We start from the raw sequence: 13986 nt of genomic DNA on the forward strand, positions 1-13986 counted from the left end.
GGGTGGGCGGGACGCCGGAGCCGCTGCCCCCCGTGCGGCGGCTACGGCGTCCCGCCGGGGTCAGGGCCTCGTGGTGCCGTTGAGTTCGGCGAGGCCCGATTCGGCTGCGGAGTCGAGGAGTTGGCGGAGTTGCGCCGGGTCGGCGGCGCCGGACTTCATCAGCTTCGCCAGCAGGGCGGAGACGGTGAGGTGCTGGACGTCCGACGAGGTGACCGAGCCCAGCATCCGGGTGAGGTCCTCGGTGAAGGGGCTGCTGCCGTCGAGCCAGTTCTTCGCCAACGCCTGTGCGGTGTCGGAGTGCTGGACGAATCCGTCGACGCCCTTGCCGAGCGAGATCGAGCCGACGAGGCGGTCTAGGAAGACGGAGTCGCCGCCGACGATGTCGATGTCCGCGTTCTCCAGGCCGGTCGCGAGGACGGTGGCCTGCGCCTCGGCGACCTGCCGTTGCACGTCGAGACCGGCGAGGCGGATCTCCTTCTCCGCCTCCAGCCGCAGGCGGTACTCCTCGTGGGTGCGGGACGCGTCGTCGAGGGCGGCCATCGCGGCGGCCTTGTCGGTGAGTCCGGCGGCCTCGGCCTTGAGCTTCTCGCCGATGGCCTTGGCGTCGGCGAGGGCCTGTGCCTCGGCGCCCTCGGCGCGGGCGAGTGCGGTGGCGCGGGCGCCCTCCGCCTCGGCGCGCATGCGGGCGGCCGTGGCCTCGGCCTCGGCGCGGCCGGCCTTCTCGATGACCTCGGCCTCCTTGGCGCGGACCTGTACGGCGGCGAGCCCCTCGGCGGCGGCCTCGGCCTGGACGCCCTCCGCGAGCCGCAGCTTGGCCTGCGCGTCGAGGTCGGCGCTCTTCAACCGGGCCTCGGCCAGGGTGAGTTCCTCGGCGGCGCGGTGAACTGCCGCCACCTCGGCGGCTTCGGCGGCCTTGATGTCCTTGACGAGCTTCTCCTGCGCCTCCGCCTCGGCGGCGATGACGATGGCCTGGCGCTCGCGCTCGGCCTCCTCGACGGCCCTCAACTTCTTGATGGCCTCTTCTTGTTCGGCGACCGTGCGGTCCACGGCGACCCGCTCGCGGACGACCTCGGCGATCTCCCGGCGCTCCGCCTCGACCTCCTTGTCGGCGGCGATCCGCGTCAGCTGGGTCTCCCGCTCGCGGGCGATGACCTCCAACAGGCGGTCCTTCTCGATGCGTTCGTTCTCCACGGCGATGACGCGCTCGCGGTTCTTCGCGGCGACGGCGACCTCGCGGGCCTGGTTCTCGCGCTGGACGCCGAGTTGTTCCTCGGTGCGCAGGAACGCGCCCTGGGCGCGCAGCCGTTCCTCCTCGACGACCTTCGCCGTCTCGGCCTCCTCGCGGGCCCGCGACGTCTCGATCTCGCGGCGCTGCTTGATCTCCGCGTCGGCCTGGCGGCGTTCGAGTTCGAGGATGGCCTCACGCGCGTCGACGTTCTGGCGCGTGATCTCCTTCTCCTCGGTGCGCTGGGCCTCGTTGGTGCGGACGTGCTCGGTCGCGGTGAGTTCGGTGATCTTCCGAATGCCTTGCGCGTCGAGGACGTTGGCCGGGTCGAGCTGGCTGAGCGGCGTCTGCTCCAGGTAGTCGATCGCCGCGTCCTCCAGGTGGTAGCCGTTGAGGTCGACGCCGATGACCTCGATGATCCGGTACCTGAGTTCCTCGCGCTTGGTGTACAGATCGGTGAAGTCGAGCTGTTTCCCTACGGTCTTGAGGGCCTCGGAGAACTTCGCGTGGAATAGTTCCTGCAAGGTTCGCTGGTCGCTGGCGCGGGCCGTGCCGACCGCCTGGGCGACCTTGACGACGTCCTCGACCGTCTTGTTGACCTTGACGAAGAACGAGATGCGGATGTCGGCGCGGATGTTGTCCCGGCAGATCAGCCCTTCCTTGCCGGCCCGGGTGATCTCGATCGCCTTCACCGAGATGTCCATCGTCTCGGCCTTGTGCAGCACCGGCAGGACCATCTGCCCGGTGAACGTCACGTCCACCTTGCGCATCTTGGAGACGATCAGCGCCTTGCCCTGCTCGACCTTGCGGAAGAGCCGGGAGACCAGGAAGAGGGCGAGTAGCAGCAGGATCAGGCCGACGGCTGTCAGCACGCCTATGACATCCATGGAGTACGTCCTCGGGCCGTTGGGTTGGTGCCGTCATGGTGGCCCGGGGTCGGCTCTTTCCGCATTGCCGGTTCTCGGCAGTGTTCTCAGGGGGTTTGATGCCGATCGTCGTCAAGAATCCGTCAAGAAGACGTGGGCATCGCGTGGTTGGAGGTTTGGGAGCGGGTGCGGGTGTCACGACGCCGAGGGGCGCAGGCGCTGTCCGGCGGGCCGTGTCTCGCTTCTCCCGTGCAGGGCACTGCCCTTGACCCATTCGTGCCACGGCATGTTCCAGTCGCCCACGCCGTTCTCGAACGGCGTCATCTCCTGGCCGCGTGTGTGCACCGTCCGGGTGAGGTCTCCCTCACTGAGGATGCGGAACAGCCACGCCGCGTCCTGCTCGCTCATGCCGACGCAGCCGTGGCTGACGTCCCGCCGCCCGAACGACGAGGCCGCCCAGGGTGCCGCATGCAGGTACTCGCCGCTGCGGGTGAGGCGGATGGCGTGGTGCACGGCGAGGTCGTACGCCTCGTCGGTGTCGGAGGGGATGCCGATGGTCGTGCTGCGCATCCTGAGGACGGGCTGCTTGTCGAGGACGACCTTGACGCCGGCCCGGGTGCGGTAGCCCTCCTTGCCCGTCGTCACGGGGATGACCCTGAGCGTCGTACCGTCGCGCAGGACGCTCATCCGGTGGGCGGAGGCGTCGATGACGGCCTCCACCCTGGCGCCGGTGGAGAAGCTCAGGGATCGTACGGGGGCGACCCGTAGGTGGTCGGTGAGGCGCAGTCCCGCGAGGTCGTCGGCGGTGACGTGGATGTCGGCGCGGGCGGGCCAGTAGGTGCGGGGGCGGTAGTGGAGGGTGGTGGGGTTGAGCCAGTGCCAGGTGCCGGGGGCGGCGGTGGGGGTGGCGGTGACCCGTAGGTGGCTCTCCAGGAGGGCGCGGCTCTCGGGGGGTACGGGGTGGCTGAGGTGGGCGGTGATGATCTGGCCCACGCCGTAGGTACTACGGGTACTCCCGCCCTCGGGGCCGAGGGTCACCGTGAGGAGGCCGCTGCGGGCGCGGGAGGTGGTGAACTCGGCGCGGTGGAAGGTGTCGTGGCCGTGGGGGGCGGGGGTTTCCGGGGCCGTCGGGGTGGCCGGGACGGTCCGGGGGTCGGTGCGGATCTCGGCGACGTAGTGGGTGGCGGCCCGTAGTACCTGGGTGCTGCGCCAGACGCGGGTGGAGGCGTCGAGCCGTCCGGCGACCCGGTGGCCCGCGTCGTCCTTGAGGGTGACGTCGGTGAGGCTGCCGAGGCCGTTCAGGGTGACGGTGACGGGGGCGTCGGGGTCGACGGTGCCCGTACGTCCCAGGGGGTGTGCGCCCACCCGTACCTCCGGCTCCGGCGGGGCGGCCTTGTTGTCGCCTTCGGGTGCGTCGGTGTGCGGGTGGAGGGCGACGGTCAGGGCAACGGCCAGTGCGGCGGCGACGGTTGCGGCCGTGCCGTACGTCTTCAGGGCCCTGCCGCCGGGGCTGTTCGGGGTGCTCGGGGCCAACCTGTGCTCCAGCGGGGTGGGGGGCGGGTGGGTCGGCTCGCATGTAACCGGCTGCGGCGGCGGAGCGGCCCGTACGTCCCCGGCGTGTCCCGAGAACCGCGAATGATGAGCATCCGATCAGACGAAACGGCGGCCTCCGGCGAGGGCTTCCGGGACGGTCGTACGCCCGTGGATACGCCTGTGGGTCTACGGGTCTCCCTGTCGGGGGCGTTCCCCATCTCCCCTTGCGGGACCCCCAATTGGCCCCTACCCCCTCCACCGGGCGCCCGCCAAAAGAACGGGGTGAATCCATGCGCCCATATGACGGCCGCTGCGCGTGCCGTCACCCCTGCGCCCATAACCGTAATGATCAATACGTTCATGATCATCCGATTTCCCCAGTGCGACGAGCACGCCGACGCCCCGGCTCCCCAGGCCGTCGCCGGCACCCTGGTCCGGCGGGCGGTCCTGCCCCTGGTCCTCGCCTGCACCGCCCTGTCCACCTGCTGGCCCACCCACGCGGCCCCGGCGCCCGCGGACGGGACCGGCACGAGGGGGCTGGTACTACGGGTGATCGTCAACAAGCGGCCCGGCACCGGCGCCGTCGACCCCGGTATCCGCACCGGGCACCCCGTGCTCAAGGAGTACCGCCTCACCAACAAGGGCGGCGCCGACCTGCACGACGTCCGGATCTCCGACCCCGGTATGAAGGGCGCCCGCATCGTCTGCGCGGGCGGCGCGGACAAGGTCCGGCTGCTCCCCGGTCTGACCTCGACGACCTGCACGGCGGAGGGCGGCGCGCAGAAGGGCAGGCGGATCGCGCAGGCCACGGCCGTGGGCCGGATCCCCTCGCTGAACGCGCCGGTCCGGGCCATGGCCCGCTCCGGGTACGCCGGGGTCGGCGGCACTCTCACGCTCAGCCAGCGCGCCACGGTCTCCGCGCCCGCCGGACCCGGCGACCCCGCGCGCGTCGACGTCCGCTACGCCCTGGCCAACACCGGCAACCTGCCCGTCCACGGCGTCCGCATCACCGACCGGCACCTGGCCCCCAAGGGGGTGAGCTGCGTGGAGGGTACTTCGGTACTACGCCGGGTGGCTCCGGGACAGACCGTGCGGTGCACCGTCCGACTGCGGCTCGACCCCGGTGAGCAGATCAGCGAGGGGCTCGCCGAGGGCAGCGACCGCCGGAGCACCCTGGACCGCAAGGGCCGGCTGATCGGGGCGCCGGTGCTACGGGCCCGCAGCATGCTGCGGTTCGGCGTGCCGTACAAGGGAGTTGACGACGTCGTCACACCGGTGCCGATGCCTCTCGGCGCCCAGGTCGGGCCGGAGCCGGGGGTCGCCCACGACGAGGTGCCCGCGACGGGTCCGACGGCGCCGGGGCAGACGTCGGGGGACTCGCCGGTCGCCGCACAGGGTGTCGTACCGGGCGAGGTGCCCGCCGCCGGGTACGACGAACTCCCCTCCTCGGTCCCGGGGTTCCTCCCCGGCCAGGTACCTGGGGGGTACCTCCCGGGTATCCCCTCCACACACCCCAGCGGCAGCCACGTCCCCGGTGAGCTGCCCGCCTTCTCGCTGCTCCCGCCGGGGCACCACTCCTGGGACCCGAGCGCGCCCGGCGGCCACACCGATTCCGGGACGCATGTGGGCGGTGCGCAGTCCCCGGGCGCCCGTCCGTCGGCCTCGCACGACGCGGCCCGTAGTACTCGGGTGCCCGACCCGTACGACTACGGGGCCGCCGAAGCCTCCCCCGACCCCGACGGCGCGACCCCTAAGGGCGCCTCCAACCTGGGCTGGTTCGGGATTCCGCGCAACACGTTCCTCATCGGCGCGGTGCTGCTGGGGGCGTCCGCGGTGACGGCGGCGGCGCTGTTCCTGCGGCGGCGCAGGGGCGGGGCGGACGATGTGGGGTTCTGAGCGGCCGGGGGTTCAGCCGTTCCACGTCTCGTCGTAAGGGTCCGCCGGTTCGGTGACCGGAGCCGCTCTGGTCACCTGGAGGAACGGAATGGGACCGCCGTTCACCGGATCCGTCATCCGGCGGGGTGAATAGGTGCCGGTGACGAGGAGCCAGGTGTCCGGCTGGAGCACCGGAGGCATGTCTCCGGTGAGGGCCACTTTCACCGGCTGGGCGTCAGCGGCACAACAACTCAACGCCATACGCACCAAATAGGGCGTGCCATCCTTGCCCAGTGCCAGAAATCCGGCGATCTGAATGGTTCGGCCCTTTATTTTCGTGTTGTCGTAGATCGCCCGTCCCGCGTAATCGACCAGCGCCAGCTTCAGGGGTCCGGTGGCGGGGAGTTTCCCGTAGTAGACGGGTTCCTGGAGGGCCGTTCCGGTCCGGTTGGCGCTGTAGGAACCGAGGGCGGGCGGTGCGACGAGAATCAGGGCGAGGAGGGGCAGGACGAGCATCCAGGAGATCCGGGGTTCGCGATGGGAATGCGCTTCCTCGACGGCCGACTGTTTCCGCTCGTACCACCAGGTCGCCGCCGCCGCGACGATCAGCACCACTCCCGCCGCGAGCAGCAGCGGCTGGAGTGCGGCCTTGACATAGCGCAGGTAGAGGCTGGTGGACCCGGCATGCAGCAGGGCCGCGCCGAGGAGGAAGAGAACAGCCGACTGGGCCTGACGATTCACAGCAGCACCGCCCCGGTGAGCACCGACACCACGACGGCGAGGACAAAGGTCGCGGGCGCGAATCGCAGGGCGAAACTCCGGCCGAACGTCCCCGTCTGCATGGCGAACAATTTGAGATCGATCATCGGCCCGACGATCAGAAAGGCCAGCCGGGCGGTCAAGGAGAACTGCGTCAGGGAAGCGGCGACAAAGGCATCGGCCTCCGAGCAGATGGAGAGCACGACGGCGAGAACGGACAGGGCCAGCACGGCGATCACGGGATTCTCGGCGGCGGTCCGCAGCCAGCTCTCCGGGGCCACCGCTTTCAGGGTCGCGGCGGCCATCGCGCCGACCACGAGAAATCCTCCGGCATGCATCACGTCGTGCCGGACGCCACCCCAGAAAGCGGCGCCTTTCGTGCACCCCTCATAAGCCGCGTGCGCGGGCGGTTTCAGCAGATCTGTCCGCCCAATCCGCAACCACAGCCATCCCATCGCGCAGGCGACGAACAGACTGCCGGCGAAACGCGCCACGACCATTTCGGGATTGCGCGGAAACGCGACCGCGGTGGCCGTCAGCACAATGGGGTTGATCGCGGGCGCGGACAGCAGAAAGGCGAGCGCGGCGGCCGGCGTCACCCCTCTGCGCACCAGGGCGCCCGCCACCGGGACGGAGGCGCATTCGCAGCCCGGCAGCGCCACCCCGGCCAGCCCCGCGACCGGTACCGCGAGCGCGGGCCGCCGGGGCAGGGCGCGCGCGAAGAACGACGGGGGTACGTACACGGCGATCGCCGCCGAGAGCAGTACCCCTAGTACCAGGAAGGGCAGGGCCTGGACGACGACGGCGACGAACACGGTCGTCCAGCTCTGCATGACCGGGGCGCCCAGCGCCCGTCTGACCGGCGCCTGGAACAGCACCATCAGCAGCATGCCGACGACGAGGACGAGCGGGGAGCCGAGCCGGGCCGGCCGCTCCCGCCGTTCCGGCCGCTTCTGGCCGTCGCTCCCGTGCTGCTCGTCCTGTCGGTCCTCGCCGGTGACGACGGTGGTCACGGTCGGGGTACCTCGGTACGTCCGGATCGCATGCACTGCCTCCGCTCTCTACGACCCCTGAGCCCCCTACGACTCAGGTACGACCGAAACGTCCGCTCCGTTCAGGTCCGGACAGAATCGTTGCTGGCACCACCTGTCCCGATGAGGCAGTCTTCTCCCTCGTGGGGAACGTTCCTAATCAGGCCGGGCCGAGCGATACCGAGGCGCACATGGTGGTGTGCGGCGACGACGGACTCGCGCACCGGCTGGCAGCCGAACTCCGGGGCGTGTACGGCGAACAGGTCACCCTCGTGGTCCCGCCCGCGCAGAGCACGGTACGCCTTCCCGTGGTGGGTCGGGCCCGCGCGGTCTCGGCGGCGCTGCTCGACCGGGTGGTGAGCGCGGCCGTCAACAGGGCGTCGGGCAACGGCGGTTCGACGGCCCCGGAACCGGCTCCGGCCGGGGACGAGCGGACGCTGGAGGCGGCCGAGCCCAGCGAGGCGGTGCTCTCCGAGGCAGGCGTGGCCCGAGCCGCGGCCCTCGCGCTGGTCTACGACGACGATGAGACCAACATCCGCGCCGCCCTCACCGCCCGCCGCCTCAACCCGCGCCTGCGGCTCGTACTGCGCCTGTACAACCGGCGGTTGGGCCAGCACATCGAGGAACTCCTCGACCAGGCCGCCGTGCTGGCGTCCGGCGACGAGGATCTCGCGGCCGGTACGACGACGGTCCTGTCCGACGCGGACACCGCGGCCCCGGCCCTCGCCGCGGCGGCGATCGCCGGCACCACCAAGGTCGTCCAGACCGACGGCCTGCTGCTGCGGGCGGTCGAGCACCACGGCGACGAGGCCGCGCCCGGCCTCGCCACGCTCGCCCTGCTCTCCCCGGAGACCGACAGCGGCGGCGAGCAGGGTCCCCAACTCCTGCCGGACGCCGCGACGGTGGGCGCGTCGACGGGACGCGGGACCGTGGTCCTGGAGCAGGTGTCGTACGCCTCGGAGGGCAGCCTCTCGACAGGGCGCGGGGCGGGGCTGATCGCGCCGATGGCGTCGCTGTTCTCCCGGCGGCTGCGCTGGTCGCTGGCGGGTCTCGTGGGCTGTGTCCTCGCGCTGGCGGTGGCGCTGTGGCTGACGACGGGCATCCATCCGCTGGGCGCGCTGTATCTCACCCTGCTGGACCTGTTCGCCATCAACGACCCTGCCGTGGGCGACCCGTTGGCCCGGCAGATCCTGCAACTCCTGTCCGGGCTCATGGGGTTGCTGCTGCTGCCGGTGCTGTTGGCCGCCGTCCTCGAAGCGTTGGGCACGTTCCGCAGTGCGAGCGCGCTGCGCAAACCGCCGCGGGGCATGAGCGGGCACGTCGTCCTGCTGGGCCTCGGCAAGATCGGCACCCGGGTGCTGATCCGGCTGCGCGAGCTGGACATCCCGGTGGTGTGCGTGGAGTCGGGGCCCGAGGCGCGGGGGCTCTCGGTGGCCCGGCGGCTCAGGGTTCCCGTAGTACTCGGGGACGTCACCCAGGAGGGGGTCCTGGAGGCGGCGAAGATCCAGCGCGCGGGCGCCCTGCTGGCCGTCACCAGCTCCGACACCACCAACCTGGAGGCCGTCCTCTACGCCCGCTCCCTGCGCCAGGACCTGAACGCGGTACTGCGCCTGTACGACGACGACTTCGCGACGGCCGTGTACCGCACCCTGCGTGCCGCGCACCCCTACGCGCGGACCCGTAGCCGCAGCGTCTCCCATCTGGCGGCCCCGTCCTTCGCCGGGGCGATGATGGGCCGCCAGATCCTGGGCGCGATCTCCGTGGAGCGCCGGGTGCTGCTGTTCGCGGCGCTGGAGGCGGGCGGGCACGCCCAGTTGGCGGGCCGCACGATGGGCGAGGCGTTCCGTGCGGGGCACTGGCGGGTCCTCGCCCTCGACACGGGGACCGGCCTCGCGTGGGACCTGCCCGCGGACCGGGTGCTGCGGCCGACGGACCGGGTCATCCTGGCGGCGACCCGGCAGGGGATGGCGGATCTGCTGCGGCGGCACGAGCGGCGACAGCGGGCGTAGCCCGGAGGCAGGTCCGGAGAGTTACCTCCTGAGATCTACCTCCGGGGTATCACTTCCCGAGGTGCCGTTCCGCGAACTCCAGCTCCAGCCGGACCTGCTTGATCCGCTCGTCCACGACCAGTGAGCCGTGCCCGGCGTCGTACCGGTACACCTCGTGGACGGCTCCCCTGGCCTCCAGGCGCTGGACGTAGTTGTCGACCTGGCGGATCGGGCAGCGCGGGTCGTTGACGCCGGCCGAGATGTAGACGGGGGCCGTCACCCGGTCGACGTAGGTGAGCGGCGAGGACGCCTCGTACCTCTCGGGTACCTCCTCCGGGGTACCTCCGAGGAGGGTGCGGTCCATCGCCTTCAGGGCCTCCATCTCGTCGTGGTAGGCGGTGACGTAGTCCGCGACGGGTACGGCGGCGATGCCGAGCGCCCACGCGTCGGGCTGGGTGCCGATGCCGAGGAGCGTGAGGTAGCCGCCCCAGGAGCCGCCGGTCAGCACGAGCCGGGCGGGGTCGGCGAGCCCGGAGGAGACGGCCCACTCGCGGACCGCGGCGATGTCCTCCAGCTCGATGAGGCCGACGCGGTGCTTGAGCGCGTCGGTCCAGGCCCGGCCGTACCCGGTGGAGCCCCGGTAGTTGACCCGGACGACCGCGTACCCGTGGTCGACCCAGGCGGCCGGCGCGGCGGCGAAGGCGTCGCTGTCGTGCCAGGTGGGGCCGCCGTGGATGTCGAAGACGGTCGGCAGCGGGCCCGTCGCCCCGGCCGGCTTCTGGACGAGCGCGTGGATCCGGCCCCCAGGGCCCTCCACCCACACGTCCTCGACCGGCACCGAGCCGGGCGACCTCATACCCGGCGGGTCCAGTACTACCCCTCCGGAGGTAGACCTCACAACCGGCGGCTCGGCGGCGGAGGACCACAGGTACTCGACGCTGCCGTCGGGCCGCGCCGAGGCGCCCGAGACGCTGCCCGCGGGGGTGGGGATCCGCTCCAGCTCGCCCTGGACGAGGTCATAGCGGAAGAGTTCGCTGCGGGCCTCGTGGCTGTGGGCGATCAGCAGGGAGCTCCCGTCGGGGAACCACTCCGCGCTGACGTCGCCCGGCAGGTCGAGGGACAGTTCGGTCTGCTCGCCGGTGGCCACGTCCCACACCAGCGGCTCCCAGCGGCCACGCCGCTGGTGCCCGATGAGCAGCCGGGTGTCCCCGGCGACCGGTGCGAACCCGAGGACTTCCAGGCCGAGTTCCTCCTCGCCGCCCCGGGTGTCGTCCAGTTCGGCGACGGCCGTGCCGTCGAGGTTCAGCACGCGCAGCGCCGAGTGCATGGCGTCGCCGTGCTCGGTGTGCTCGACGGCGATCAGCGTCCCGTCGTACGACAGGTCGCCGACGCCCGCCGACTCGCGGTGCCGGTAGATCTCCCTGGGGGGCTCCCCCTGGAGTACTACGTGGATCGTCGTGCCGTCCTCGTCGGTGGAGCGTCCCACCACGGAGGTACGGCCGTCCCTCCCGAGAGCCAGTCCGGCCGGGTAGGAGGGGTCGAGGCCGGGGGTGGCGGGCTCGTCGGGGCCGCCGGTGAACGGCTGCCGCCGCCAGACGCCGAACTCGTCCCCGTCCTTGTCGTCGAACCACCAGATCCAGTCCCCGTCCGGGGACAGGCTGCCGTCCGTCGTCCCGTTCGCCCGGTCCGTCGCCTGTCGCTGGTCCCCGCTCACGCGGTCCCAGGCGTACAGCTCGTACGTGCCGGTCGCGTTCGAGGTGAACAGCGAGCGGTCCGGGGCGTCCTGCGCCCAGTCGGGCAGGGAGACCCGCGGCGCCCGGAACCGCTTCTCCCACTCGGGCATGGCCTCAGCGTCACTCATACGTCCATCAAACCTGATCCGGGGGGTGCGGCGGGTATCGCTGCGGGTCAAGAACGGGCACCTTCATCAGGCGTTATCGACGCCACTCGCCCATAACGATCTCCGCGCGGCCGGAGATCCGCACGCGATGTCCGCCGGAGCGGCCCTCCAGTACTACGGGTACTGCCCCCACCCCGCCGCCTTCCGCCCCCTGCCCGGCGCGTACGGTGGAGGGTGTGTACCGGTTTCTGCTGACGCCCCGCTGGTGGGGGATCAACGTCTTCGTGCTGCTGGCCATCCCCTTCTGCCTGTTCATGGGGACCTGGCAGCTGAGCCGGTTCGAGTCGCGGATGGACGACCACCGGGCGCTGGACAGGGCGGCGGAGACCGGGAAGGCGCAGCCCGCGCGGCCGTTGGCCGGGATGCTGCCGGTGGACAAGGCGACCGTGGGCAAGCGGGTCACCGTCAGCGGGCACTACGGCGAGCAACTGCTCGTGCCGGACCGGGAGGTGGATCGCCGGAGCGGGTACTACGTGCTCACGCTGCTGCGCACGGACTCCGGGAAGGCGCTGCCCGTCGTCCGGGGCTGGCTCCCCGGCCGGGCGGACGCCGCGAAGGCTCCGGCCGTGCCGCGCGGTGAGGTCACCGTGACCGGCGCGCTCCAGGCGTCCGAGACGCCCGGGGAGAACGGCGTCAGCGCCCGCGGCGGGCTGCCGGCCGGTCAGATCGGCGCGATCAGCACCGGCTCGCTGGTCAACCTCGTCCCGTACGACCTGTACGACGCGTGGGTGACCCTGGATACCGCCGACTCGGGTATGACGGCCGTGCCCGCCGAGGCGCCCGCGAACACCGGGCTCGACCTCAAGGCGTTCCAGAACCTGGGGTACACCGGCGAGTGGTTCGTCTTCGCCGGGTTCGTGGTGTTCATGTGGTTCCGGCTGCTGCGGCGCGAGGCGGAGGCCGCCCGGGACGCCGAACTGGGGCTGGCCCCGGAGAATTCCGGTGCCACCGAGGGGCCGACGTCCGTGTCCCCCGTGGTGAGCACGTCCGGCACCCCGCAGGCGTAACTCCCCCGTACGACATCCCTCAGGGGTACGCCCCCTCACGGCGCCGCCAGCACACCCGTCCGGTAGATCGTCCCCGCGCACGCGTTCGGCACGGTCGCCGTGGCCGACGGCGATCCCGCGTCGGCCGTGTAGGTCACCGACACACTGCCCTCGGCGGCCGTGGTGCCGTCCTCCCGCATCAGCTGGGGACTGGTACCCGTAGTACCGCTGGTGGTGCTCGTGGTCTGCTCGGAGGGGCTGGGCGAGGGCGACGGGGAGGACCCGGTGTCGCCACCCGTAGTACTTCCGCCGGTGTTCCCGCCGGCACTGGGACACGTGGACGACGGCACCCAGGCGAACTTCACGTCGTAGGCGGAGCCGGGGGCCAGCGCGAGCTGCGTGACGTACAGGGAGGGGTCCGGGAGGGCGGCGGCCGGGTCGCCCGCAGTGTGCTCGGTGACGCCGACCTTCGTCGCGTCGGCGGCGCCCTGCACCCCTGGGGAGAGGGTGACGGAACCGGCGACGGCACAGCTCTTCGTGGAGACGTTGACGACGCGGAACGTGCCGTACACGACCCCCGTGGAGTCCGGGCCGTCGACCGTCGAGGTCGCCGAGCCCAACTGGCCGGCGGTGCAGGTGGGGACGGTCGGGCTCTGCGACTGGGTGGGGCCCGCGCTGCCGGCGGCGTCCGCGCCGGGGGACGGCTTGCCGCCGCCGGTCCCCTTGGACCCTCCCGGCCCCGTACCCGTAGTACCTCCGGAGGACTCCCCGGCCTTCCCGGTGGAGCCCCCGTCGGGGTTCTTGCCCTGGCCGGTGGAGCCGCCGGTCTCGGACGCCTGCCCCGCGACGGCGGGGTTGGCGTCGGTGGCGCCGACTCCGGAGACGGTCATCAGGGCGGGGACGGCGACACCCGCGAACAGGGCTGCGGCAGCCGCCCCCACGAGCGCCTGCCGCTTACGGGCCTTGCGCGCGGGCACCGCCCGGCGGAGGTGGTCGAGGGCGCCGTCGCGCGGCGTCATCTCCCGCACCGCCCCGTGCAGCATGCGGCGCAGCTCCAGCTCGTCCGAGTCGAACCCGTCGTCCGGGCCCTGGTCGTCGAGGTGGTGGTTCACAGTCCTGTTCCCAGCGTGTGGTTGCTTCGGATCGTTCCGGTACGACGGGATGCCTTCCCCTGGGGAATCCCCCCGTCCCTCCAGAGGGCCACCGGCCCGGTCGGGTTCCCCGCTCACGCCGACGCCTCCATCGCCGTACGCAGTGCCGCGATCCCCCGTGAGCCGTACGCCTTGACGGAGCCCAGGGATATGCCGAGCGTCTCGGCGACCTGGGCCTCGGTCATGTCGGCGAAGTAGCGCAGGACCAGTACCTCGCGCTGGCGGCGCTGGAGCCCCTTCATCGCCTTGATCAGGGAGTCGCGCTCCAGCTGGTCGTAGGCGCCCTCCTCCGCGCTGGCCATGTCCGGCATCGGCTTGGAGAGGAGCTTGAGGCCGAGGATGCGGCGGCGCAGGGCGGAGCGGGAGAGGTTGACGACCGTCTGCCTCAGGTATGCCAGGGTTTTCTCGGGGTCGCGGACGCGTTTGCGCGCCGAGTGGACGCGGATGAACGCCTCCTGGACGACGTCCTCGCAGGACGCGGTGTCGTCGAGCAGGAGGGCGGCGAGACCCAGGAGGGAGCGGTAGTGCGCCCGGTAGGTCTCGGTGAGGTGGTCGACGGTCGTGCCGGCCGCGACGGTGTCGTCATCGGCACGTGGGCCGGGGATGCGGGTGGGCCGCGCTGCGGGCATCGGCGCGATCACCGGCAGGCCGCCGGGCGCCCCGGCGATGCGG

The 13986-nt window shown here is 71.9% G+C and carries 10 protein-coding genes; 3 read left to right on the top strand and 7 right to left on the bottom strand.

The features are described 5' to 3' along the window. Nucleotides 1–60: 60 nt before the first annotated feature. Entirely contained in the window at nt 61–2112 is a 2052-nt protein-coding gene (locus ACVNF4_RS06545; protein ID WP_461801713.1) for a flotillin family protein, read from the bottom strand. Nucleotides 2113–2286: 174 nt separating this feature from the next. After that, the gene (locus ACVNF4_RS06550; RefSeq protein WP_461801714.1) at nt 2287–3624 is read right to left on the bottom strand and encodes a L,D-transpeptidase; all 1338 of its coding nucleotides are present in this window, start codon (nt 3622–3624) and stop codon (nt 2287–2289) included. Between the two features lie 360 nt (nt 3625–3984). Between ACVNF4_RS06550 and ACVNF4_RS06555 the strand changes: the two genes are divergently transcribed. Then, nucleotides 3985–5520 (top strand): hypothetical protein, encoded by a 1536-nt coding sequence (locus ACVNF4_RS06555; protein ID WP_461801715.1) that lies wholly within the window; start codon nt 3985–3987, stop codon nt 5518–5520. 12 nt (nt 5521–5532) lie between these two features. Here the strand turns inward: ACVNF4_RS06555 and ACVNF4_RS06560 are convergent, their stop codons facing one another. Both ACVNF4_RS06560 and ACVNF4_RS06565 read right to left on the bottom strand, forming a co-directional pair. Then, entirely contained in the window at nt 5533–6240 is a 708-nt protein-coding gene (locus ACVNF4_RS06560) for a TIGR03943 family putative permease subunit (RefSeq protein ID WP_461801716.1), read from the bottom strand. Further along, complete coding sequence (locus ACVNF4_RS06565; RefSeq protein WP_461801717.1) at nt 6237–7271, bottom strand: permease; 1035 nt, start codon at nt 7269–7271, stop codon at nt 6237–6239. Before ACVNF4_RS06565 ends, ACVNF4_RS06560 begins: the two co-directional genes overlap by 4 nt. 209 nt (nt 7272–7480) lie before the next feature. Between ACVNF4_RS06565 and ACVNF4_RS06570 the strand changes: the two genes are divergently transcribed. Next, on the top strand, nt 7481–9298 hold the full coding sequence (locus ACVNF4_RS06570; protein WP_461801718.1) for a potassium channel family protein: 1818 nt from the start codon (nt 7481–7483) through the stop codon (nt 9296–9298). Between the two features lie 49 nt (nt 9299–9347). Here the strand turns inward: ACVNF4_RS06570 and ACVNF4_RS06575 are convergent, their stop codons facing one another. Continuing rightward, the gene (locus tag ACVNF4_RS06575) at nt 9348–11138 is read right to left on the bottom strand and encodes a S9 family peptidase (RefSeq protein ID WP_461801719.1); all 1791 of its coding nucleotides are present in this window, start codon (nt 11136–11138) and stop codon (nt 9348–9350) included. A 215-nt stretch (nt 11139–11353) separates the two neighbouring features. On the opposite strand from ACVNF4_RS06575, the gene ACVNF4_RS06580 reads away from it, so the two are divergent. Further along, nucleotides 11354–12184: an SURF1 family protein gene (locus ACVNF4_RS06580; protein ID WP_461801720.1), complete on the top strand. Its 831-nt coding sequence runs from the start codon at nt 11354–11356 to the stop codon at nt 12182–12184. A 35-nt stretch (nt 12185–12219) separates the two neighbouring features. Here the strand turns inward: ACVNF4_RS06580 and ACVNF4_RS06585 are convergent, their stop codons facing one another. After that, complete coding sequence (locus tag ACVNF4_RS06585; RefSeq protein ID WP_461801721.1) at nt 12220–13275, bottom strand: hypothetical protein; 1056 nt, start codon at nt 13273–13275, stop codon at nt 12220–12222. Between the two features lie 113 nt (nt 13276–13388). Then, entirely contained in the window at nt 13389–13961 is a 573-nt protein-coding gene (locus tag ACVNF4_RS06590; protein WP_461801722.1) for a SigE family RNA polymerase sigma factor, read from the bottom strand. Nucleotides 13962–13986: the final 25 nt, after the last annotated feature.

It is taken from the genome of Streptomyces sp. S6 (genome assembly GCF_054880855.1).